Raw genomic sequence first — 20,869 nt, 5'->3', positions numbered from 1 at the left:
ACAGGAGGGGGTCTCGGGGGCGCCTCGGCGGATCGATAGGGTGACGGCATGGACTTCGCCCACACCCGCGCGGCGGCGTCGCGCCTCGACGTGCTCGACGCCACCGGATCCACCAACGCCGATCTGCGCGCACACGCCGCCGACGCCGCGGGGTGGCCGCACCTCTCCGTGCTGCTGACGCAGGACCAGCGCGCGGGCCGAGGACGCCTCGACCGCAGCTGGGTGGCCCCGGCGGGGTCGGCGCTGGCCGTCTCGGTGCTGCTGCGGATCCCGGCCATCCCCGCGGCGGAGCGCGGGTGGATCCCGCTGGCGGCGGGAGCGGCGATGACGGATGCGGTCGCCGCGCAGCTGCCGGGCCGCACGGTGGGGGTCAAGTGGCCCAACGACGTGCTCGTGGGCGCCGCGGGCTCCGGAGACGGCACCCGGCCGCCGCGGAAGATCTGCGGCGTGCTCGCCGAGGCCGTGGGGACGGACACGGTGATCGTCGGCACCGGCGTCAACACCGCCATGACCCCGGAGCAGCTCCCGGTCGACACCGCCACCTCCTTCGCGGTCGAGGGGACGGAGTGCGACGTCGACCTCCTCGTCGCGGGGTACCTGGCGCGACTGGACCGTCATCTCACGGCGTTGGCGGAACACGGCGCCGACGCGGGCGGTGTGCGCGCCGCGGTGGCGGCCCGCTGCCTGACCCTCGGCCAGGCGGTGCGCGTGGAGCTCCCGGACGGATCGACCCTTCGCGGCGTCGCGACGGGCCTTGCGGGCGACGGGTGCCTGGAGGTGCGCGCGGAGGACGGAACAGGACACCGCGTCGCCGCGGGAGACATCGTCCACCTGCGCACCGTGTGACCGCCGCGTCGCCGGGGAGCGAGGGACACACCGCGCGGCTGCCCGCCTCACCGGGGCAGGGCGACAGAATGGAGCCATGACGCAACCGGTGGGGCTCGGCGGGCGGCCGATGACGCCGCCGCCCGGGGTGCCCACCGAGGAGCGCCTCATCGCGCGGTTCCACGGACATGCCCGTCACCTCTTCTGGTCCGCCCTCGTGCTGATCGTCGTCGCGGGTGCCACGGCGTACCTCCTCGGCAACCTGCCGGCTCCCCTCCAGGACTGGATGCTGCTGGCGGCGGCCGGTCTCGTCGTCGTGCTTCTCGTGGTCGTTCCGTACTTCGTGTGGCTCTCCCACGGGTACACGATCACGACGCGCCGGGTCATCGCCCGCCGTGGCATCGGCGCGCGGCACAGCCAGGAGATGTCCCACGCCCGCGGGTACACGATCCAGGTCCGCCGCGGAGTGCTCCAGCGGATGGCGGGGGCCGGGACCATCACGCTCTCGAACGGCGTCGACGCTCCGCTGCGGCTCGTCGGCGTGCCCGACGTCGCGCTCGTGCACGAGACGCTGGCCGACCAGGTCGAGGTGGGACAGATCCTCGCGCACCGGGACGCGCAGGCGACCGGCCAGCTCGACGACTGACACGCGCTCCGGCGATCGGCCGGCTCTCGACCACGGGCACTGCGGCGGTGCTCCCCGCCGGAGTGCGCGAGAATGGAGAGGGCGGGCGTCGCGGTCGGCGGCGCCGATGACGAAGGGCCGGTGTGTATGGCGGTGCGCGTAGGTGTGATCGGCGGAGGCCAGCTGGCCCGCATGATGATCGCCCCGGCGGTCGAGCTCGGCCTGGACATCCGCGTCCTCGCCGAGGACCACGGCATGGCGGCGCAGCTGGCGGCCACGCAGGTCGGCGACTACCGGGACGCCGAGACCGTGCGCCGGTTCGCCCGTGAGGTCGACGTGGTCACCTTCGATCACGAGCACGTGCCCCAGGAGGTGCTGCGCCTCCTCCAGGCCGACGGCGTGGAGGTCCATCCCGGCCCGGATGCTCTTCAGTTCGCGCAGGACAAGCTGGCGATGCGCGCCCGGCTCGAGGAGCTCGGCGTGCCTCAGCCGGACTGGGCGCGCGTGGAGGACGAGGCCGCCCTCCAGGCCTTCCTGGACGACCACGGCGGTCGCGCGGTCGTGAAGACTCCGCGCGGCGGATACGACGGCAAGGGCGTGCGCGTCGTCTCGCGGGCCGAGGAGGCGGCCGACTGGTTCGCCGCCACCGCGGACGGGGACGCGCTGCTGGCCGAGGAGCTGGTGCCGTTCGTGCGCGAGCTCGCGCAGCAGGTGGCCCGGCGTCCGTCCGGAGATGCGGTCGTGTACCCCGTGGTGGAGACGGTCCAGCGCGACGGCGTGTGCGCCGAGGTGATCGCGCCGGCCCCTGACGCGAGCGAGAAGCTCGTCGAGGTGGCAGCCCGCATCGGCGTGCGCATCGCCGAGGGGCTGGGGGTCACCGGGATGCTCGCCGTCGAGCTGTTCGAGACCGACGACGAGCGGATCCTGGTGAACGAACTGGCGATGCGTCCCCACAACAGCGGCCACTGGAGCCAGGACGGCGCGATCACGGGTCAGTTCGAGCAGCACCTTCGCGCGGTCGCCGATCTGCCGCTGGGCGATCCGTCGCCGCGGGCGACGTGGGCCGTGATGGTGAACATCCTCGGCGGGCCCGCGGATGCGGCGATGACGGACCGACTCCCCGCCGCGCTCGCCGCGCATCCGTCCGCCAAGGTGCATACCTATGCCAAGGCTCCGCGCCCCGGTCGCAAGGTCGGCCACGTCAACGTCACGGGCGACGACCTCGACGACGCGGTGTACGAGGCGCGGTCAACGGCGGCGCGGTTCGCCTGATCGGGCGCACAAGAGGTGATCACCAGCATGACGGTGATCGCGCGCCGCATCGGCGATCTCCCAGCACCCGCCCGTACCCTGTTGTGGTGACTGGGACACTGCACTCCGCCGCCGCGCCCCTGGTCGGGGTCGTCATGGGCTCCGACTCGGACTGGCGCGTGATGAGCGACGCCTCGCAGGCGCTCACGGACTTCGGGATCGCCCACGAGGTCGAGGTCGTCTCCGCCCACCGGACGCCCGACAAGCTGGTGCGGTACGGCCGTGAGGCGCGCGAACGCGGGCTGCGGGTCATCATCGCGGGGGCCGGAGGAGCCGCGCACCTGCCGGGCATGCTCGCGTCGGTCACCGCGCTGCCGGTGGTCGGCGTCCCGGTGCCGCTCGCCTACCTGGACGGGATGGACTCCCTGCTCTCGATCGTGCAGATGCCGGCGGGGATCCCCGTCGCCACGGTCTCCATCGGCGGTGCGCGCAACGCCGGTCTGCTCGCCGCGCGGATCCTCGGCGCGTCCGACCCCGCACTGGCGGATCGCGTCGAAGCGTACGCGCGTGAGCTCGAAGGCGTCGTCGAGGAGAAGAACCAGCGGTTGAAGGACTCGCTGTGACCGTGTTGCGCGAACCGCTGGCGCCGGCTCGCGCCGCGCAGCGCACCCGGGTCATCGAGACCAAGCCGATGCGCCGGCCGGACACCTCGTCTCCGGCCGCGATGACCACGCGGGGCTGGTGGCTCGTCCTGTTGAACGTCCTGGTGCCGGGGTCGGCGCAGGTGCTCGCGGGCAACCGTCGGCTGGGCCGCTTCGGTCTGGGCGCCACCCTGGCGCTGTGGACCGGGCTTGTCGTGACGCTGCTGTTCGGGCTGCTCTGGCGGCAGGGGCTGCTGTGGCTCACCGTGGGCGGCGGCTGGATCTCCTGGCTCGTGCTGACCCTCGTGCAGGTCGCCTTGATCGGATACGCCCTGCTGTGGGTCGTGCTCACGTTCGACACGCTGCGACTCGTGCGTCTCGTCCGGGTCAAGCCGTACGCGAGGATCGCGCTGCCGATGGTGGCGGTGCTCGTGCTGGGACTGCTCGGCGGGGGAGCGGCGTACGCCGCCAACATCGTCGGCACGAGCCGCGGCGCGATCACGACGCTGTTCGGCGGGGGAGGGCCGAGCCTTCCCCCGAGCGACGGTTACTACAACATCCTCCTCCTCGGTGCCGACAGCGGCGACGGGCGGGACTCGATGCGCTTCGACAGCATCTCGGTGGTGTCGGTCAACGCGGAATCCGGTGCCGTGACGATCACCGGCATCCCCCGGGACATGCCGAACGTGCCCTTCGCCGAAGGACCGATGCAGGAGCAGTACCCGGACGGCTTCCAGGAGCACGACGACGAGGAGTGCGGCTGGGGCGCCGGGATCAACCAGCTGACGAACGCGGTGGAGCAGTGCAGCGACGGCGCGGCGCTGTATCCGGACGCGGAGGCGCAGGACTCGAGCCCCGCGATCGAGGCGACCAAGGACGCGGCCGAGGGCGTCCTGGGGATCCAGATCCCGTACTACGTCTTCATCGACATGAACCACTTCGCCGCCCTGATCGACGCGCTCGGCGGCGTGGAGATCACGGTCGCCGAACGGCTGCCCAAGGGCGGCGGGCCCTCCTACGACGGCGAGCCCGCGGAGGACTGGGCGATCGGGTGGATCGAGCCGGGAACCCAGCGCATGGACGGCGACACCGCTCAGTGGTACGCGCGGTCGCGGTACACCACGAGCGACTTCGATCGGATGAAGCGGCAGCGTCAGCTGCAGGAGGCGATCCTCGGCCAGTTCTCTCCGCAGAATGTGTTGAGTCGGTTCACCGAGGTCGCACAGGCGGGCACCGACATGGTGCGCACCGACCTGCCCCAGGACAAGCTCCCGGAGTTCTTCGACCTGGTCCTGAAGGCCAAGGAGCAGCCGGTCACCACGATCGAGCTGACGCCGGAGAACGGCGTCGACGAGTGGGAGCCGGACTGGGAGCAGGTGCGGCAGATGGTGCAGAACGCGCTGCACCCGCCCACCGAGGCTCCGGAGGACGGGTCCGCCCCTTCCGAGGGCTGATCAGCGCCGCGTGAGGACGGCTTGGCGTCGCCGGAGCGCGGCGCCGACCGACGGCTGAGCGGCGCCGCAGAGCTGAGCGCCCCCTCGAAGCCGTGCGCCTCGCGACGCCCGCTCCCTCGCCTCTCACCGGCGCCCGCTGAGACAGCGAGCGGGCACAGAGGAGGAAGCCTGGGCGGCAGGGGTGTGAGGGGAGGGGAGCCTCCACCGCCCAGGCGGTCTCGGACGGCCTCACCGGGCCGACGACGAGACCCCTCAGGCGCGCTTGCGGCGAACCCCAGCCGCCACCAGCACGCCACCGGCGGCGACGCCCAGGGCGCCTCCGCCGACGATCCACGGCGAGATGTCCCCGCCCGTCACCGCGAGACCGGCGTCCCCAGACGTCGCCTCGGAGCTTCCGGCGCCGACCGACGGATCGTGATCGCAGCTCGACGCCGCGTCCGTTCCGCTCTGCACCGTGATCGTCGCTGTGTACGAGCGCTCCGCGCCCGCGAACGTCACCGCATACGCTCCCTGGCCATCGGCCGGCGGGATGAACGTCAGCACCAGGCTCCCGTCCTCCATCGCGGTGTTGCCGGAGTACTGCGCGGTCTCGGCCGACGCGCCGGCGATCGTGATCCCGACGACCTCACCGGGCACGAAGTACCCGGCGCCGAACGACACCGTCGAGACGTTGCAGACGTCGATGATCGGTCCGTCGACGGCCACCGAGGGCGGTCCGACGTACGGATCCGCGGCGAACGAGGCGGCGGGCGCAGCGAAGACGAGCGCACCCGCGGCCAGAGTGATGGCAGCAGCCTTCTTGAGCATGTTTCTCCCCCAGTGAGATTCACGCGGAATCGATCGGCATCACTCCCCAGCGATGATCGATCGTCGGGTGCCCCGTACGCCCCCATAGCGCGCGGACCACCCGGTATCCCCAGTTGTTGCTCAGAACACTACCCCATCAGAGGGCGATCCGTCACCGATCGCACACGATGGGTTTCACCGATGTGACGATCGGACCCGCCATCGGAGTGTGGCGGACATCGGTGAGCCGCCGGCCTGCGCCCTCCCCGGTGAAGTCCACCGTGATGGTGGTCGACTCTCCCGGAGCCAGGCGCACGGAGTGCTGGATCACCGGTCGTCGTTCGAGGGTCGCCGTCTGCACGGAGCCCTTCTCGCCGTCGCGGTCGTAGCGGGCCGGGAGCGCGCCCTGCGGGCCGTAGACGGCCACGAGGGTCTCCGTGGAGCCCGGCGGGACGCCGAAGGCTCCTCCCGCCGTGACGTACGGCGGGAGGGTCTCGGCGGCGTCCGCGGGGGCCGCGTTGGTCCAGGTCGTGCTCACCCTCGTCGTGGGCTGGCCGTCGCAGACGCCATACGAGACCGCGACCTGGGCCTTCGCGTAGAAGTCCATCTTCGCGCCGGTCATGTCGTTGAGGAGGACGCCCACGGTGGCGGTGTCGGTGCCGTCGGCCGGGACCCCGCCACCGAGCGTCGAAGCCGCGAGGATCTCCTCCTCCTCGGGGTGCGCGCTCCAGATCCGGATGCGGTGCTCGTCCGCCGCGTCGGCCAGGGCGCTGATCAGCGCACGCGGGGGCGCGCCGAGCGCCGCCGAGAACAGCGAGCCCGCGACCTGGGCGAAGACCTGGTCCTGCGCGGCGGGGTCAGGGACGCTCTGATAGATCCCGGACAGCAGCAGCTCGCGGGCCGGCTCGGCGTCCAGCGTCACCGGCCCGGCCTGGACCGGTCCGGTCGCCTCGAGCAGGTGGGCGGCGACCACCGCGTCCACCGCGAGCACGCCGTCCACGGGGCCGCCGAAGCGTTGCGTCCACATCTCGGCGATCACCGGACCGGCCTCGCGGAAGTCGGGGATGCTCGTGGCGTTCTGGATGAAGCGGCCTGGCCGGTCCTCGAACAGGGCGACCACGGGCTCCGACAGGGGAAGTGAGGACGCCAGCGCGCGGAAGTCCGCCGCGGACGCCTGCCCGACGAGCCCGATCCGCCCGCCCTCCGCGCGGACGACGGCCAGGGCGCCGACGATCCCGCCGGACGAGCGCAGCTCGGCGTTGTTCTGCATTGCCACCACGTACGTGCGCGGTCCGGACCCGCCGAGCATCGAGGGCAGCAGCTGCGCGGCGCCGTGCAGCGCGCCGACGACGGTCGTCGCGTCGTCCATCGTGCCGCGCAGCTCGCGGACGGCGTCGGCGAGCGCCGGAAGCGTCGCCTCGGCGTCGATGCGGGCGGCGCGGGCGGAGGCGTCCCCGAGCGCGGCCGAGGCCTGGCCCAGCGGCGCCTCGACCTGGGTGAACGGCGCGAGGTCGATCGCGCCTCCCGACAGGCCCAGCGCGCTGAGATCCACGTCGCCGAGGACCGAGACGACAGGCCCGAGCGCGTCCTCGGACACGTCGTCGGCGATCTCGGACACCTCGCGCACGGCGGTGAGGTTCGGTCCGAGCCAGGGGACGACCTCGAAGGCGCGCCACACCGGGTCCGAGGTGAGACCGCGCGCCGATGCCGCGTGGTCGGCGATGCGGTGGGAGAGCGTGTCCGCGCGGTCCAGCTCGCCCTTCGCGATCGCGGCCTTCAGCGCGGAGGCGTTGGCGGCCACCTGCGACAGGTCGTTCGCAGCGCCGAGGCCGCGCACGACCAGCCACCCGATCGCGAGGAGAAGTGCGACGGCCAGGACGCCGACCGTCGTGCCGATCCATCGCCGTCGAACCGGAAGCCGCCCATCGCTCATGGGAAGCATTCAAGCATGAGCGGATGAGGGACCGTACGGCCTCGGCCCGGGACGTGCCTCGGCGGATTCCGAGGGCCGCCGCAGTAGGCTCGCGCTATGGCTCAGCTTCGTGTCGTCCTGGATCAGCTCGGCGCCGACGGGGCCGCCGACCTGTCCGAGGCCTCGACCGCGCTCGTGGCGGGCCTGATCGAGACCGCACCCCGGGGCTGTACCGTCGAGGCGATCGTGCCGGCGGGCGTGGAAGGGGTCCCGGAGGGCGTCGCTTCGGTGCGGCGACTGCCGCTCGCCCGCCGGGAGCTGACGGCCGCATGGCAGATGGGGCTTGCCCCGCGCGTAGGCGGCGGGATGATCCACGCGATGACGCTGCTCGCGCCCCTCGTCCGTCATGATCGCCTCAACGATCACGATCAGACCGTGCCGACGCTGTGGGATCTGCGCCCCTGGGACGCGCCGGAGACGCTGCCGCGGGCGGTCGTGCTCTCGCAGCGCGCGCTGCTGCGCCGAGCGGTGCGCCACGCGGACGCGGTCGTCGTGCCCACGCACGCGGTGGCGGCGCGGCTGGCGGAGATCGCGGCGCTCGGCGACCGCATCCGCGTCATCGCCGGAGCCCCGTCGCCGCAGGTCGCGGTCCCCTCGGACGCGGCGACGCGCCGTTCTGCGGCCGGCCTGCCGGACGACTACGTCGTGCTGGCCGGTGCAGGGGAGGACCTGCTGCCGGGCCTGCGCGCGGCGGCGGTGCTGCGCCGCGCGGTCGTCGTCCTCGATGCGGCCGACGGGGGCGAGGCGGGGATCATCGATCTTGCCGAGTCCGCAGGACTGCCCGCCGCACGGGTGCACGTGCGGGAGCGGTCGTCTCCCGCCGACCGTGCTGCGGTCCTCGACGGCGCGGGCGCCTTCGTCTGTCTCGATCCGCACGCGTCCTGGCCCTGGCGTCTGCTGGAGGCCATGGCGCTGCGCGCCCCGGTCGTCGCGCTCGACACCGGGGTGCACCGCGACGTGATCGCCGACGGCGGCCTCCTCGTGCCCGCGGAAGAGATCGCGGACGCGCTCGCGGAGGCGGTCGACGCGGGCGGGGAGCGCCTCCGGGTCATCGCCGGTGACCGCGCGCGCGCCTTCAGCTGGAGCGGCGCGTCCGCACAGGTGTGGGCGCTGCACGCCGAGCTCTGACGGCGCGCCTCCCGCGGGCGCCTCTAGGCGCGCATGATCTCGACGGCCTCCTTGCTGGGGCCGTCGAAGCGCACCTTGCCGTCGCGCAGGAGGACGCCGCGCGCGCAGAGGTCGGAGACCATGTCCAGGTCGTGGCTCACCACGACGAGGGTCTTGCCCTGGTCGTGCAGCTCGCGGATGCGCGCGAGGCACTTCTGCTGGAACGGCTCATCGCCGACGGAGAGGATCTCGTCGATGAGCAGGATGTCGACCTCGGTGTGGATCGCGACGGAGAACGCCAGGCGCAGGAACATCCCGGAGGAGTAGTGCTTGACCTCGGTGTCGATGAACTTCTCGATCTCGCTGAACTCCACGATGGCGTCGAAGCGATCCTCGATCTCCTTCTTCGTCATCCCCAGGATGGCGGCGTTGAGGAAGATGTTCTCCCGTCCGGAGAGGTCGGGATGGAACCCGGCGCCAACCTCGATGAGACCGGCGACCCGTCCCCGGGTGAGCACACGCCCCTGATCGGGCTGCAGCACGCCGGAGATCAGCTTCAGCATCGTCGACTTGCCCGAGCCGTTGTAGCCCAGCAGCGCGACGGACTCTCCCTGGTCGATCGAGAACGAGACGCCGTCGAGCGCCTGGAAGTCGGTGGTGAGCTTCTTGCGCCGCATGGCCGCGACGAAGGTCTCCTTGATCGAGTGCGTGTGGCGCAGCTTGAAGTGCTTGTGGACGTCGTCCACCACGATCCGGGTCGTGTCCGTGGCGGCGTGCGTCACATCAGAGGTCCTGTGCAAAACGACCCTCCAGTCGCCGGAAGACGAGCTCGCCGAGGACGACGATGATCAGGGACACGCCCAGGGCGATGCCGGCGTGCATCCACAGGTCGGGGAACACGGTGCCCTCGCCGGGGTCGAGCGGCTGCCAGATGCCGTAGTGGAACAGCTCGACGGCCGCGGTGATCGGGTTCAGCGCATAGAGCTGGAAGACCGTCTCGGGGACCTGCGACTGCACCATCTGCCACTGATACATGACCGGCGACGCCCACACCGAGATCATCACGATGATCTCCACGAAGCTCTGGGCGTCCCGGAACGTCACATTGATCGCCCCGAAGAGCATGCCCAGCCCGGTGGCGAGCAGGGCGATGATCACCAGGCCCAGCAGGAGCGCCGCGAGGTGCAGGAGCGAGGGAGTCCAGCCGAAGAACAGCGCGATGACGATGACGACGATGATCTGAGGGACCGTGTTGACCGCGGCGACGAAGGTGCTCGCCACGGGGAACATCTGCCGCGGGAAGTAGATCTTCTTGATCAGGGCCGCGTTGTCGACGAGGGAACGGGTCCCGTTGGCGAAGGACTCGTTGAAGAACGTCACCGCGGTGATGCCGGACAGCAGATAGATGGGGTAGTAGTCGATCGACCTGTTCAGCCCCATGAAGACGCCCAGGGCGAAGAAGAAGACGAGGAACTGGATGAGCGGCTTGACGTAGGACCACAACCACCCCAGGACGGATCCGCGATAGCGGATGCCGACCTCCTTCTTCACGATCAGGCTGAGCAGGTAGCGTCGACGGAACACGTCGAAGAAGCCGCCGCTGGCGCCGGGCGCGATGAGGCGGTCCGCGGCTGCGGCAGAGGGCTGCGACACGACGGTTCTCACTTCCATACGGGTCTCTTCGGGCGAGATCCCCACCCATCCTAGGGTGTCGGGTCCGTCCGGCACGGTCCGACGCCGACGCGCCGACGCGCTCGTGTCGGGATGCACGGTGTCGGTGTCCCGCGTGGCTAGCATGACCGCAACGGGTGCACTCACCGGCGAGGCATCCCGTCCACCGTCGCGCCGATGAGGGCGCGCTGACAGGGCAGAAGGCGACATGCGGACACAGGTCGGCGACGCGCGTGCTTGGGTCACCCGGCGGATCACCTTCCCCTACGGCTCGAACAGCCTCAACCTGTTCCGGCTGATCCTGGCCTTCCTCGTCCTGTGGGTGCACAGCTACGCGGTCCTGGGGGTGCCGGACGCGCCCGCGATCGCCGGCGTGAGCCTGGGCACCTGGGCGGTGTACGCCTTCTTCCTGATCAGCGGCGTCCTCATCACCCGCTCGCGGCTGGGCACGACGGCGTGAGCCTACCTCGTCCACCGGGTGGCGCGGATCATGCCCGGGTTCCTCGTGTGCCTGGTCGTCACCGCGTTCGTGTTCGCACCGGTCGCGCTGCTGATCTCGCGGGGATCCCTGGAGGGGTTCCTGGACGAGGGCCCCACTCCCGTGCAGTACGTGTGGAGCGATCTGTTCCTCCGGATGAACACGTATCAGATCGGTCAGACCCTCGCCGACGTCCCGTACCCGCACGTCTGGAACGGCTCGCTCTGGTCCCTGTCCTATGGGTTCGACATCTACGCATGGCCGGTGCAACAGCTCGCCGTCACGGTGGGCGGTCCCTCGACGAACCTGTTCGTCCTCATCCTCGTGTGCACCGCGGTGACGTTCGCACTGGCGTGGGCGAGCTGGCTGTTCGTGGAGCGACCGGTCATACGCCGGGTGCGACGGGCGACGGCGGCCGCGGCACCGCCGGTCCCGCCCGGACCGGCGACGAGGCGGTCGTCGTCGGCTGAGCCCGAGGCGGTCGGATTCCGCGGGTAGGCTCGTGAGGGCAATCCGACGGACATGAGGGGAACGGGCAGGCATGACCTCGACGCGCGGCTGGATCGTCCTCGCGGCCTACCAACCGGCGCCTGATCTCTTCGCTCGCCAGCTGCGCAGCATCCAGGAGCAGACGCTGCGCGAGTGGACGTGCGTCATCTCCGTCGACGGCGAGGCGGAGACCGTGCGACGTGTGCTCGCGGAGACGGTCGGCGACGACCCTCGGTTCCGCGTCGTCGCGGACGGGACGCGCCGCGGCTTCTACCTCAACTTCGAACGAGGACTGCTCGAGGTCCCCTCGGACGCGGAGTGGGTCGCGCTGAGCGACCAGGACGATCACTGGTATCCGGAGAAGCTGGCCGTCCTCACGCAGCGGCTGACCGATGCCCCGCTCGCCTCCGGGCAGGCGCGCCTGGTGCGTCACCCGTCGGGGGAGGTGCTCGGAACGACCGACCGCGCCTATTGGGGCGCCGCCCAGCTCGTGCTCGCCAACCAGGTCACCGGCTCGCTCTGCGTGTTCCGCGGCGAGCTGCTCGCCACGGCCCTCCCGTTCCCCCGCGTGCCGACCCGGGTGGAGACACACGATCACTGGCTGGCCGTCGTGGCGGCGACGTACGGCGATCTCGCCATCGTCGAGGACGTGGTGCAGGACTACGTCCAGCACGGTGCGAACGTGTACGGCGACCCCTCCCAGCAGAAGGCGATGGGGCTCGGCGACACGATCCGCGAGACGCTGGCCAAGGCGCGCAAGTACGAGGGAAGCGCATCGCCCTTGGCGGTGCTGCGGATGTTCTTCCTCGTCCAGGTGGGGTGGCGACAGGTGATCGTCGAGGTGCTGGAACGGCGCGGGCGACCGGTGGACGAGGCCGTCTCCGCCGCCTTCGGTCGGCGGCGCCGGCTCGGTCCGCTGCGCCGACTGCAACGCGAGGCCGAGGCGAAGGGCATCATGGTGCGCCGCTCCTCTCTGGAGTACCTCGTCGGCTGGGCGGCGGGAACGCTCACGGGCGGCCGCCGGCGCGCCCACGCCCTGGCCGTGCGCGCCTCCGCGCGGACGCCGCGCTGAGCACGGGGGAGCACGAACCTCCGCGGGATAGGATCGATCCGGCGTTCGCCCTGCCGTCTGGCGGCACAGCGCCGGAGAAGCCCACCGCCGCGGACGAGGAGCGCACGACATTCCCATGACGACCTGGATCGAATTCCTGCTCGCCCTCGGCACCCTCGGTCTGCTGCTCTTCGTCCCCGGCTACCTGGTGGCCCGCGTCCTCGGGCTGCGCGGGCTGTGGGCGGTCGCCGTCTCCGGGCCCGCGTCCGTGACGATCGTCGTACTGGCCTCGACGATCGCGCCGATGCTGGGACTGCGGTGGGGGATCCTCCCCGTGGCGCTGCTCGCGGTGGTGCTCCTGGCGCTGGCGGCGGTCCTCCGACTGCTGATCTGGCGGGGACGATCGCTCGGGTCCGCGGACGCCCGGCTGCGTCCGTGGGCGATCGCAGCGACCGTGGCCGCGCCGGTCGTGATCCTGGCGCAGGTGCTCCTGATGATCTCGTCGCCGGAGCACATCTCGCAGACCTTCGACAACATCTTCCACCTCAACGCCGTCCGGTACATCCTCGAGACCGGGAACGCCTCCCCGTTCTGGGTGTCCTCCCTGACCAGCGCGGAGTCGGGCGTGGCGCCGACCTTCTACCCGGCGGGATGGCATGCGCTCTCGGCCCTGCTCGTGGAGCTCTGCGGCGTCTCGATCCCCGTGGCGTCGAATGCGCTGGTGATCGGCTTCGCCGCCTTCGTCTGGACCACCGGCATCGTGACGCTGACCCGTGAGCTCTGGGGCAGCCGCACCGTGACGATCATCGCGGCGGCCGCGGCGGCCACGTGCTTCCCGGCGTTCCCGATCCTCCCCGCCGACTACGGCGTGCTCTTCCCGTACATGATGGCGCTGAGCTTCGTCCCGGTCTCTCTGGCGCTGCTCATCCGTGCCGTGCTCGGCGCGCACCGGGATGCGCGGGAGCGCGTCCCGTGGCTCGTCGCCCTGGCGGGTCTGCTCCCCGCGATCGCGATCAGCCATCCGGGGGCGTTCGTCATCCTCCTCGCGTTCGGCACCGTCGTCCTCGTGACCGCGCTCGTCCGGCGCGCCCGGGTCGTCCCCGGCCGACCGCCCGGCGGCCTGTGGCCGTGGGCGTCGATCGGCGCGTACCTCGTGGTCGCCGGCGTCCTCTGGTACGTCCTGCGGCCGCCGGCCGATGCGCGCACATGGCTTCCGGAGATGACCGTGGGACAGGCGATCGGCGAGATCGCCACGGCGTCCGTGGACCGCGCCCCGGTGAACCTCGGCATGGCCCTGCTCGTCGTGCTCGGTCTCGTCGCGGTGTTCCGGCAGAGGAGCACGCGGGGCTGGCTGGCGTTCGCCCTCTTCCTCCTCGCCGCAGGACTGTACGTGACCGTGGCAGGGGTGCCGTACCTTCTGCTGCGCGACGTCCTCGTCGGGGCGTGGTACAACAACATCCCGCGGCTCGCCGCGATCATGCCCCTCGTGTGGGTGCCCCTGACGGCGCTCGGGTTCACCGCCGCATGGGACGCGCTCATCGCACGCCGACGCCTGGCCCGTCCCGCCGTGGCGACGTTCGCGCTGGCCGCCCTCGTGGTCGCGGTGTTCCCGCTTCCGCAGGCCATGAGCATGCGACAGGCGGTCCGCGACGCACGGGCGAACTACGCCCTCACCGCCAAGGCCCCGCTCCTGAGCACGGACGAGTGGGCACTGCTGGATCGACTGGACGACGAGGTGCCGGCGGACGCGGTCATCGTCGGGAGCCCGTGGACCGGCACGGCCCTGGCATACGCGCTCGCGGACCGTGAGGTCCTTCTGCCGCACACGCTCATGTACGTCTCCCCGGAGATGCAGGAGATCCTCGATGGGCTCGACACCGCCCAGGCGGGATCCGAGGTCTGCGACCTGCTGGCGGAGCGTCGCGTCTCTTACGTGCTCGACTTCGGCCGGCGTGAGGTCAACGAGGGGCGTCACCACTACCGCGGTCTTGACCGGCTCTCGACCTCGGACGCGGTCGAGCTCGTGGACGAGGAGGGCAACGCCCGCCTCTATCGGGTCACGGCCTGCGGGTAGTCGCAGGCCCGGGGCCGCACGTCGGTTCCGCGTGACCGCGGTCAGGAGGCAGTGGCCGCGAGGCCGCGCAGTGCCGCATGCGAGCGATAGACCGCCAGGCCGATCGATGTGAGCGCGAGGGCGATCAAGGCCCCCGGGACGCCGAGGAGCAGCGCACCGACCAGCACTCCGAGCAGTGCGGCCACGGTGGCCACGCTCGCCGACAGCGCCAGATCGCGGGACCGACCGATCGTGACCAGCACCGCGAGGCCCACGACCTGGCTGATCGCCTCGCCCGCGAAGCCGAGGCCCATCACGACCGCGAGCAGGAGCGGGATGGCGACCTTGTTCTGTGACAGCAGAGCCGACACCCACGGCGCGCACGTGATCATGCCGACGGCGCCGACGACGCCGATGGCAGCGGCGACGAGCATGGCGATCCGTGCGCGCGAACGGATGTGCTCGCGTCCGGCCTCGGGCACCCAGCTCTGGATCGCCTGGAGGATCGGGGCAAGGACGAGCCCCGCGTACCGGGAGAGCCGGTCCGCCAGCACGAACAGCGGAAGCGCGGACGGAGCGACGATCTGCTGCACGATGACGGTCGGCAGCGTGGTGATGAGGCTCGAGGTGAACGTCGCGGTGAACCCGGGCATCTGATCCTGCAGGAGCCCTCGCAGGGTCTGGGACCGGTCGACGCGCCACGGCCCGTCCGCCGTGCGCGTGGCGACGAACAGCCAGGAGCACAGGAGGCCGAGCATCGCGAACCCGGCCGTGCAGGACACGTAGACCAGCAGGGACGGGGCGAGGAGCACACCCACGAGGGCGGCGGCCTGTCCGAGGATCGCCGGCAGCGCATCGAAGAAGAAGAGGGCGACGGGGCGATTCGTCCCGATGAAGTACCACGCGGCACCTGCCGCCGGTGCGACGGAGGTGAGAGCGGCGAGGGCCGCGGTGAGCAGGTCCATGCGAACGATCGCGGAGGCGATCAGTGCGCCGAGGACGAGGACCGGAATCATGATGACGACGCGGGCGAGAACGGACGTGGCGAAGAACGCCTTGCGCTCGTCCGCAGGCAGGCCGGCGACGGTGCTCGGCCCCGTCGCCCCCCAACCGAACCCCACGATGACGGCGAGGAACTGAGCGATCGACTGCAGTACGGCGAACCGTGCCCACGTCGTGTCGCCGAACTGCTCGATCAGGATGGGGATCGAGAGCACCCCGACGAGTGTGGAGAGGATGATCGACAGCGAGAACAGGAACGAGCGACGGACCAGCTCGTGTCCGATCGCCTTCCGCGCCCGGCCCCCGCGGGGCCCGGGGACGGCGCTCATCCGACCTTCCTGCCCAGACGGCGCAGACGCGTCATCAGCTCGTCGGGAATCCGTCCGCCGACCCCGGCACGGCCGTCGCGGATGCCTTCGCGCAGGGCCAGCAGCTGTGCACGCCGGTCGCCGGCGACCAGCAGCCCGCCGAGGATCATCGAGGTGAGCAGGCGGGTGCGTCGCCGGGTCCAGGCACGCCGTTCGCGTCCGTAGCGCCGCGCCAGCACCACGGAGTTGCGCACCATGTAATAGGTGCGGAACGGGGCGTGGTAGAGCAGGTGCCGAGGGCGGCCGCCCAGCACCAGCCGACGGCCGAAGACCGTGAGCGGCACGAGCGTCCCCAGCTCGTGGCCGATGTCGGAATCGGGGACGAGCACGTATCGGGAGCCGTGCTGCCACGCGCGCAGCGTGTACTCACTGTCCACCGCGTCGATGAACAGCGTCTCGTCGAAACCGCCCAGCCGGTCGAACACGTCCATCCGGACCAGCTGACCGGCCTGGATCGGATCGAACGGCACTCCCTCCCGGTCCAGGACCACTCGGGTCCCTCCCGCCGAGGACGGGACCGCTCCGACCGGCTCCTCGCCGCGCCGGATCGCGTCGGACAGCGCGCGGAGGGCGCGCTCGACGTAGCCCTCCGGGATCCAGGAGTCCTGATCGAGCGTCAGCACGTGTGTCGCGCCGCGTGTGCGCGCAGCGTCGAATCCGACGTTCAGCGCCCGGGCGATGCCGCCGTTCTCGGGAAGCTCGATCACCTCGACGCGCGGATCGTCGATCCCCAACGCGCTCGTCGTCGCCGTGCCGTCGTCGACGAGGATGACCGTCTGTACCTGGGCGAGCAGCTCCGGCACCCGTTCGCGCAGGGCCTCGGGGGCACGGAAGGTCGGGATCACGGCGGAGACCACGACGTCGGTGGTGCTCTGGGTCATCGGGGGCCCTCCTCGATCAGCTCTCGGTACAGCGTGGTGATCCGGGACCGGAAGCCCTCCAGCCCGTATTCGCCGACCGCCCATTCGCGCACCTCCGCCTCGTGCCGACGGTCGGGGTCCTGCAGGACATCGACGACCGCGGCGGCGAAGGCGTCCGGATCGTCGGTCACGCGGCGGATCGCCCCCTCCCGTTCGATCCCCTCGGCCCCGACCGGCGTCGCCACCACAGGGATCCCGCGGAGGAGGGCGTCGATCGTCTTGAACTTGACCCCGGCGCCGTTGTGCAACGGCACGACGACGACATCCGCCTGGTCGAGATAGGGATCCATCGACTCCACGAAACCCGTGACCGTCACGGAATCGTCGGCGGCGGCCAGATCGCGGAGGGCGGGGGTCGGATGCGCACCGACCACGGTGAAACGCGCGCCGGGCACCGTCGCCCGCACCTGGGGCCAGACCCGCTGGAGGAACCACCGCGCGGCCTCATCGTTGTCGGGGCGGCCCATGGCACCGCTGAAGACCACCGTGGGCGACGCGTCCGCCGGCTGCGGCACCGCGACGGGCGGGACGGGGAAGCCGGGGCGCACGACCTCGGGGCGAGCGTCCGGCGCGAGCGCCCGGACCAGACCCGCGTCCTTCTCGCTGAACACCACGACCCGGTCGGCGGCCTCGAACGTGCGTCGCTCGCGACGGGCGCTCCACGCCGCTGCCATGCGGTAGGCGGTGCGCAGGAGGGGATTCTCCGCCGTCTCAGCAGCCCTCGACCAACGCTGCGTGATGACGTCGTGGGCGATGACGACGAGGCGGGCGCGGGGGGACCGCGCCCGGACGAGCGGGATCAGGCTGCCCATCTCCGACCATTGGAACTCGACCACCTCAGCGCCGGCAAGGAGCGCCGCCGCCGAGCCGCTGCGACGGAGCGCACCGGCGAACCAGGCATGAGCGGTGCTGCCGCGAAGCAGTGAGCCGATGTCGGCCAGCAGCTTGAGACGATCCGAGGAGGTCGGTCCGTGGCCCGAGAGCAGCAGAAGAGGGCCCTCGGCCCCCTTCGCCACGGCCTCACGGTTCAGCGCGCTCGCCGGCGCGATCGCGGTCAGCTCGACGTCCGCCCGAAGCGCCCGGTAGTGCTGAAGCGCGTACTCTCCACCCGCGTGCGCGATCCCCGCGTACGGGATGTACTTGGTCACGCTGGCGACGGCGGGTCGACGGCCGGGCACAGGTGAGGGCGAATGCATATCAGCTAGCCTAGGCGTCGATGTCCGAGACGAATGACGCCGCCGTGCCGGCTCCCGGCTACGCGGCCGTTGTCATCGCGTACCACCGACCGGATCTGCTCCGCGCGGTGCTCGAGCGCCTCCGTGCGCAGACCCGCCCGCCCGAGCTCGTGGTCGTCGTCGACAACGGCGGTGACATCGAGGAGACCTCCCTCGCCGGATTCGCGCTCCCTCTCGAACTCGTGACCCGGGACGACAATCCCGGCTACGCCGCCGCGGTCAACATCGCCGCGGCCCGCGCGCGCGCCGCGGGGATCGCGAACCTGCTCGTGCTCACCCACGACGCGGTCTTCGCCCCGACGCTCGCCGGTGCGCTCCTGGACGCGCTGTCGGACGACCCCCGGGCGGGGTGCGTGGCGCCGACGCTGCGATGGGTCTCGCGCCCGGACCGGATCTTCTCCTCGGGCGGGGTGCTGACCCGGGGCGGACGTGCCTACCACCGCACGGACGAGGTCGTCGGCGACGCGCGAGCGGTGCATTGGGTGGACGGCGCCGTGGCGCTCTACCGCGGGACGGCGCTCGAGGGGATCGGCGGCATCGACGAGCGGTACTTCCTCTACTTCGAGGACGTCGATACGGGATGGTCTCTCGCCCGCGCCGGCTGGCGGACGCTCGTCGTCTCGGAGACCGCGCAGCAGGAGCCCGGCGCTCACCCCCTCCGACTGGGCCTGCGCAACATGGTGCTGTTCGCGCGAAAGGCACGGCTTCCGGTCGTCCCGGCGGTCGTCGGGGTCGCGCGCCGCGCCGCTGAGGAGCTCGTCGTGGGTGTCCGCCGTGACCGCCGGCTGCATCTGCCGGCGGCGGTCCGCGGCATCCGTGACGGCCTGGCCGGCCGCCAGGGCAGGCACTGAGCATGGCCGACGACCGTGTGATCGACGTCGTCCTTCCGTACTACAGCCCGGCCGGCCGGGCGTGGGCGGCGATCGAGTCCGTCCTGGCGCAGGAGTACCCGCACTGGCGGCTCGTGGTGGTGGACGACGCGTATCCGGAGGAACGGATCCGGCAGCGCCTGGAGGCGCAGGGGGACGCCCGCATCGAGTATGTGCGCAACGCGGAGAACATCGGTCTGGCACGGAACTTCAGCCGGTGTCTCGACCTCGTCCGCGCACCCCACTTCGTCATGCTCGGCGACGACGACCTGATGCACCCGGGCTATCTGCGCAGCGTCGCCGCGCGGCTGGCCGCCCACCCCGAGGCGGACATCGTGCAACCCGGAGTCCGCGTGATCGACGAGGAGGGCCGTCCGGTGCTTCCGCTGGCCGACCGCATCAAGGCGGTGCTGCGCCCGCGAGGGGGGACCGGTGGCGTCCTCCTGTCCGGGGAGCGCATGGCCGAGAGCCTCATGCGGGCGGACTGGGCGTACTTCCCCTCGCTCACGTGGCGGACGGAGACGGCGCGCGCCCACGGCTTCCGCGAGGAGTACGCGGTCGCTCTCGACTACGCTCTCCTGCTCGACATCGCCCTCGACGGCGGCTCCCTGCTCGTGTACGACGACGTCGTGTTCGACTACCGGCGCCATCGCGCCTCGGTCTCCTCGACGACCGCGTCATCGGGGCTCCGGTTCGCCCAGGAGAGGGACTTCGCACTGGCCTACTCGGCGCGCATGTCCGGGCGCGGGTGGCACCGTGCCGCGCGGATCGGCCGCCGGCGGACGATCTCGCGTCTGCACGGGGCGGCGGAGGCGATGGGCGCCGTGCTCGCCGGTGACATCCGTCGCGCCGGGACGCTGCTGTCGACAGCCCTCCGCTGACGCTCGGCGCGGCGTGTCGGTGCTAGCGGCGGGGCGGCTCGGCGGCGTCGTCGCCGGGACGCGCCGCCTCGAGCTGGTCGATCCGAAGGCTCAGCCGCTCCAGCTCCGTACGGGCCAGCGCGGCCTCCTCAGCGACCCGGCGCATCTCGTCCTCCGTGTGCGAGAGCTCCCACGACAGGTGCAGGGAGACTCCGAGGAGAAGGACGATCGCGAGCGAGAAGAGGAGGTTCGCCGGCACCTGGACCCCCAGGAGCCCGGTCGCCCACACCAACAGCCCGGGGAACAGCCCCAGGATCAGGACGCAGACCGCGATGACGATCCACATCACCGCGTACTTCTCGCGCAGGCGCCGCGCCAGGAGCATCCAGAAGACGATCGCGAGGATGATGACGGCCATCGCGATGCCGACGGCGACGATCATGCCTGCTCCATTCGTGCGACGGCCTGTGCACGACGCGGGCCGCGCATCAGGGCGAGGGCGAGGGCGAACACCGAGCGCAGCAGGTAGACGGAGGCGCCGATGGGCCCCTGACTCGGGTTGCCGTGGGCGCGCGGGCGCATCGCGACCGGCACCTGGGTGACCACGAGTCCGGCGTGGCACGCCGCGACCAGCGAGTCGATGGTGTCGCCGAGGTACTCGGCGGGGTAGTAGGCGATGTACTGCTCGATCGCGCGCTGGTTCGCGGCGCGGAACCCGCTGGTGACATCCGTCAGGCGGGTCTTCGCCACGCGCGACAGGGTGCCGGCGAGGAACAGCATCGCCCACCGGCGGGGGCCGCGGACGGAGTAGTCGCCCACCTCGGCGAAGCGGGCACCGATGGAGATGTCCGCGTCTTCGAGCCCGGCCAGGACCCGGGCGATGTCGGCCGGGTTGTGCTGGCCGTCGGCATCGACCTGGATGGCCCGGCGGTAGCCGTGACGATGCGCGTAGGTGAAGCCGGTCCGCATGGCGCCGCCCACGCCCAGGTTGAACGGGAGCGAGATCACCGTGGCGCCCGCCGCCCTGGCGACGTCGGCCGTCCCGTCGCGGGAGCCGTCGTCGACGACGACGACGTCGTAGGAGGGATCCGCCATCCGGATCTCCGTGACGGTGTTCCCGACGTTGCGGGCCTCGTTCCACGCGGGCACGATGACCAGCACTCGATCAGGCAGTGTCGTCATAGTCCGTTCAGTCTAGTCGGGGCGCCTGCG

The 20,869-nt window shown here is 71.6% G+C and carries 21 protein-coding genes; 12 read left to right on the top strand and 9 right to left on the bottom strand.

All coding sequences use genetic code 11. The features are described 5' to 3' along the window. Positions 1–48 precede the first annotated feature (48 nt). From K8F61_RS08050 to K8F61_RS08030, 5 genes are all read left to right on the top strand, one after another. On the top strand, positions 49–846 hold the full coding sequence (locus K8F61_RS08050; protein WP_231821289.1) for a biotin--[acetyl-CoA-carboxylase] ligase: 798 nt from the start codon (positions 49–51) through the stop codon (positions 844–846). Positions 847–922: 76 nt separating this feature from the next. After that, the gene (locus K8F61_RS08045; protein ID WP_231821288.1) at positions 923–1,471 is read left to right on the top strand and encodes a PH domain-containing protein; all 549 of its coding nucleotides are present in this window, start codon (positions 923–925) and stop codon (positions 1,469–1,471) included. 126 nt (positions 1,472–1,597) lie between these two features. Beyond that, the gene (locus K8F61_RS08040; protein ID WP_231821287.1) at positions 1,598–2,722 is read left to right on the top strand and encodes a 5-(carboxyamino)imidazole ribonucleotide synthase; all 1,125 of its coding nucleotides are present in this window, start codon (positions 1,598–1,600) and stop codon (positions 2,720–2,722) included. Positions 2,723–2,856: 134 nt separating this feature from the next. Continuing rightward, positions 2,857–3,324, top strand: a complete 468-nt coding sequence (gene purE / locus K8F61_RS08035; protein ID WP_067248789.1) for a 5-(carboxyamino)imidazole ribonucleotide mutase — start codon at positions 2,857–2,859, stop codon at positions 3,322–3,324. After that, the gene (locus K8F61_RS08030) at positions 3,321–4,796 is read left to right on the top strand and encodes an LCP family glycopolymer transferase (RefSeq protein ID WP_418888080.1); all 1,476 of its coding nucleotides are present in this window, start codon (positions 3,321–3,323) and stop codon (positions 4,794–4,796) included. The genes purE and K8F61_RS08030 overlap by 4 nt, the downstream gene beginning before the upstream one ends. A gap of 252 nt (positions 4,797–5,048) precedes the next feature. Here the strand turns inward: K8F61_RS08030 and K8F61_RS08025 are convergent, their stop codons facing one another. Then, entirely contained in the window at positions 5,049–5,603 is a 555-nt protein-coding gene (locus tag K8F61_RS08025) for a hypothetical protein (protein WP_067248746.1), read from the bottom strand. Positions 5,604–5,754: 151 nt separating this feature from the next. Continuing rightward, a complete protein-coding gene (locus K8F61_RS08020; protein ID WP_231821286.1) occupies positions 5,755–7,515 on the bottom strand; it encodes a DUF4012 domain-containing protein in 1,761 nt (586 codons plus the stop codon). A 96-nt stretch (positions 7,516–7,611) separates the two neighbouring features. Between K8F61_RS08020 and K8F61_RS08015 the strand changes: the two genes are divergently transcribed. Then, positions 7,612–8,682 carry a glycosyltransferase gene (locus tag K8F61_RS08015; protein WP_231821285.1) on the top strand — a complete coding sequence of 357 codons (1,071 nt, stop codon included), beginning with the start codon at positions 7,612–7,614 and terminating at the stop codon, positions 8,680–8,682. Positions 8,683–8,705: 23 nt separating this feature from the next. Here K8F61_RS08015 and K8F61_RS08010 read toward each other — a convergent pair whose 3' ends face one another. Further along, positions 8,706–9,443, bottom strand: a complete 738-nt coding sequence (locus K8F61_RS08010) for an ABC transporter ATP-binding protein (RefSeq protein WP_231821284.1) — start codon at positions 9,441–9,443, stop codon at positions 8,706–8,708. A 1-nt stretch (position 9,444) separates the two neighbouring features. Continuing rightward, positions 9,445–10,332: an ABC transporter permease gene (locus K8F61_RS08005; protein WP_157518093.1), complete on the bottom strand. Its 888-nt coding sequence runs from the start codon at positions 10,330–10,332 to the stop codon at positions 9,445–9,447. Between the two features lie 208 nt (positions 10,333–10,540). Here K8F61_RS08005 and K8F61_RS08000 point away from each other — a divergent pair, with 208 nt between their 5' ends. The 4 genes from K8F61_RS08000 (at position 10,541) to K8F61_RS07985 (ending at position 14,424) form a co-directional block, all read left to right on the top strand. Continuing rightward, positions 10,541–10,792 (top strand): acyltransferase family protein, encoded by a 252-nt coding sequence (locus K8F61_RS08000; protein ID WP_231821283.1) that lies wholly within the window; start codon positions 10,541–10,543, stop codon positions 10,790–10,792. A gap of 30 nt (positions 10,793–10,822) precedes the next feature. Beyond that, positions 10,823–11,308 carry a hypothetical protein gene (locus K8F61_RS07995; RefSeq protein ID WP_231821282.1) on the top strand — a complete coding sequence of 162 codons (486 nt, stop codon included), beginning with the start codon at positions 10,823–10,825 and terminating at the stop codon, positions 11,306–11,308. A 43-nt stretch (positions 11,309–11,351) separates the two neighbouring features. Then, positions 11,352–12,371 (top strand): glycosyltransferase, encoded by a 1,020-nt coding sequence (locus K8F61_RS07990; protein WP_231821281.1) that lies wholly within the window; start codon positions 11,352–11,354, stop codon positions 12,369–12,371. A gap of 115 nt (positions 12,372–12,486) precedes the next feature. Beyond that, positions 12,487–14,424 (top strand): DUF6541 family protein, encoded by a 1,938-nt coding sequence (locus K8F61_RS07985; protein ID WP_231821280.1) that lies wholly within the window; start codon positions 12,487–12,489, stop codon positions 14,422–14,424. Between the two features lie 41 nt (positions 14,425–14,465). On the opposite strand, the gene K8F61_RS07980 is transcribed toward K8F61_RS07985, so the two are convergent. Genes K8F61_RS07980 through K8F61_RS07970 form a run of 3 tightly spaced genes read right to left on the bottom strand, consistent with a single transcriptional unit; the run spans position 14,466 to position 17,841 of the window. Then, on the bottom strand, positions 14,466–15,734 hold the full coding sequence (locus tag K8F61_RS07980; RefSeq protein WP_219086141.1) for a lipopolysaccharide biosynthesis protein: 1,269 nt from the start codon (positions 15,732–15,734) through the stop codon (positions 14,466–14,468). Then, positions 15,731–16,654, bottom strand: a complete 924-nt coding sequence (locus K8F61_RS07975) for a glycosyltransferase (RefSeq protein ID WP_231821279.1) — start codon at positions 16,652–16,654, stop codon at positions 15,731–15,733. Before K8F61_RS07975 ends, K8F61_RS07980 begins: the two co-directional genes overlap by 4 nt. Beyond that, positions 16,651–17,841 (bottom strand): glycosyltransferase family 4 protein, encoded by a 1,191-nt coding sequence (locus K8F61_RS07970; protein ID WP_231821278.1) that lies wholly within the window; start codon positions 17,839–17,841, stop codon positions 16,651–16,653. The genes K8F61_RS07975 and K8F61_RS07970 overlap by 4 nt, the downstream gene beginning before the upstream one ends. Before the next feature lie 68 nt (positions 17,842–17,909). Here K8F61_RS07970 and K8F61_RS07965 point away from each other — a divergent pair, with 68 nt between their 5' ends. Beyond that, complete coding sequence (locus K8F61_RS07965) at positions 17,910–18,779, top strand: glycosyltransferase (RefSeq protein WP_231821277.1); 870 nt, start codon at positions 17,910–17,912, stop codon at positions 18,777–18,779. Positions 18,780–18,781: 2 nt separating this feature from the next. After that, entirely contained in the window at positions 18,782–19,678 is an 897-nt protein-coding gene (locus K8F61_RS07960) for a glycosyltransferase (RefSeq protein WP_231821276.1), read from the top strand. 22 nt (positions 19,679–19,700) lie between these two features. Here the strand turns inward: K8F61_RS07960 and K8F61_RS07955 are convergent, their stop codons facing one another. Next, positions 19,701–20,099 (bottom strand): DUF2304 domain-containing protein, encoded by a 399-nt coding sequence (locus K8F61_RS07955; RefSeq protein ID WP_067246585.1) that lies wholly within the window; start codon positions 20,097–20,099, stop codon positions 19,701–19,703. After that, the gene (locus tag K8F61_RS07950; protein WP_067246588.1) at positions 20,096–20,839 is read right to left on the bottom strand and encodes a glycosyltransferase family 2 protein; all 744 of its coding nucleotides are present in this window, start codon (positions 20,837–20,839) and stop codon (positions 20,096–20,098) included. Before K8F61_RS07950 ends, K8F61_RS07955 begins: the two co-directional genes overlap by 4 nt. Positions 20,840–20,869 lie beyond the last annotated feature (30 nt).

Source organism: Microbacterium resistens, from assembly GCF_021172025.1.
In the GTDB taxonomy this organism is placed as follows: Bacteria; Actinomycetota; Actinomycetes; order Actinomycetales; family Microbacteriaceae; genus Microbacterium; species Microbacterium resistens.
The sequence above is the reverse complement of the archived record's forward strand: the minus strand, read 5'-3'. Positions and strand labels throughout refer to the sequence as shown.

What these genes read in the sequence shown, in the direction of transcription:
- K8F61_RS08050 (WP_231821289.1), top strand. Translation starts at nt 49, where the DNA reads ATGGACTTCGCCCACACCCGCGCGGCGGCGTCGCGCCTCGACGTGCTC.
- K8F61_RS08045 (WP_231821288.1), top strand. Translation starts at nt 923, where the DNA reads ATGACGCAACCGGTGGGGCTCGGCGGGCGGCCGATGACGCCGCCGCCC.
- K8F61_RS08040 (WP_231821287.1), top strand. Translation starts at nt 1,598, where the DNA reads ATGGCGGTGCGCGTAGGTGTGATCGGCGGAGGCCAGCTGGCCCGCATG.
- purE (WP_067248789.1), top strand. Translation starts at nt 2,857, where the DNA reads ATGGGCTCCGACTCGGACTGGCGCGTGATGAGCGACGCCTCGCAGGCG.
- K8F61_RS08025 (WP_067248746.1), bottom strand. Translation starts at nt 5,603, where the DNA reads ATGCTCAAGAAGGCTGCTGCCATCACTCTGGCCGCGGGTGCGCTCGTC.
- K8F61_RS08020 (WP_231821286.1), bottom strand. Translation starts at nt 7,515, where the DNA reads ATGAGCGATGGGCGGCTTCCGGTTCGACGGCGATGGATCGGCACGACG.
- K8F61_RS08015 (WP_231821285.1), top strand. Translation starts at nt 7,612, where the DNA reads ATGGCTCAGCTTCGTGTCGTCCTGGATCAGCTCGGCGCCGACGGGGCC.
- K8F61_RS08005 (WP_157518093.1), bottom strand. Translation starts at nt 10,332, where the DNA reads ATGGAAGTGAGAACCGTCGTGTCGCAGCCCTCTGCCGCAGCCGCGGAC.
- K8F61_RS08000 (WP_231821283.1), top strand. Translation starts at nt 10,541, where the DNA reads ATGCGGACACAGGTCGGCGACGCGCGTGCTTGGGTCACCCGGCGGATC.
- K8F61_RS07995 (WP_231821282.1), top strand. Translation starts at nt 10,823, where the DNA reads ATGCCCGGGTTCCTCGTGTGCCTGGTCGTCACCGCGTTCGTGTTCGCA.
- K8F61_RS07990 (WP_231821281.1), top strand. Translation starts at nt 11,352, where the DNA reads ATGACCTCGACGCGCGGCTGGATCGTCCTCGCGGCCTACCAACCGGCG.
- K8F61_RS07985 (WP_231821280.1), top strand. Translation starts at nt 12,487, where the DNA reads ATGACGACCTGGATCGAATTCCTGCTCGCCCTCGGCACCCTCGGTCTG.
- K8F61_RS07980 (WP_219086141.1), bottom strand. Translation starts at nt 15,734, where the DNA reads ATGAGCGCCGTCCCCGGGCCCCGCGGGGGCCGGGCGCGGAAGGCGATC.
- K8F61_RS07975 (WP_231821279.1), bottom strand. Translation starts at nt 16,654, where the DNA reads ATGACCCAGAGCACCACCGACGTCGTGGTCTCCGCCGTGATCCCGACC.
- K8F61_RS07965 (WP_231821277.1), top strand. Translation starts at nt 17,910, where the DNA reads ATGTCCGAGACGAATGACGCCGCCGTGCCGGCTCCCGGCTACGCGGCC.
- K8F61_RS07960 (WP_231821276.1), top strand. Translation starts at nt 18,782, where the DNA reads ATGGCCGACGACCGTGTGATCGACGTCGTCCTTCCGTACTACAGCCCG.
- K8F61_RS07955 (WP_067246585.1), bottom strand. Translation starts at nt 20,099, where the DNA reads ATGATCGTCGCCGTCGGCATCGCGATGGCCGTCATCATCCTCGCGATC.
- K8F61_RS07950 (WP_067246588.1), bottom strand. Translation starts at nt 20,839, where the DNA reads ATGACGACACTGCCTGATCGAGTGCTGGTCATCGTGCCCGCGTGGAAC.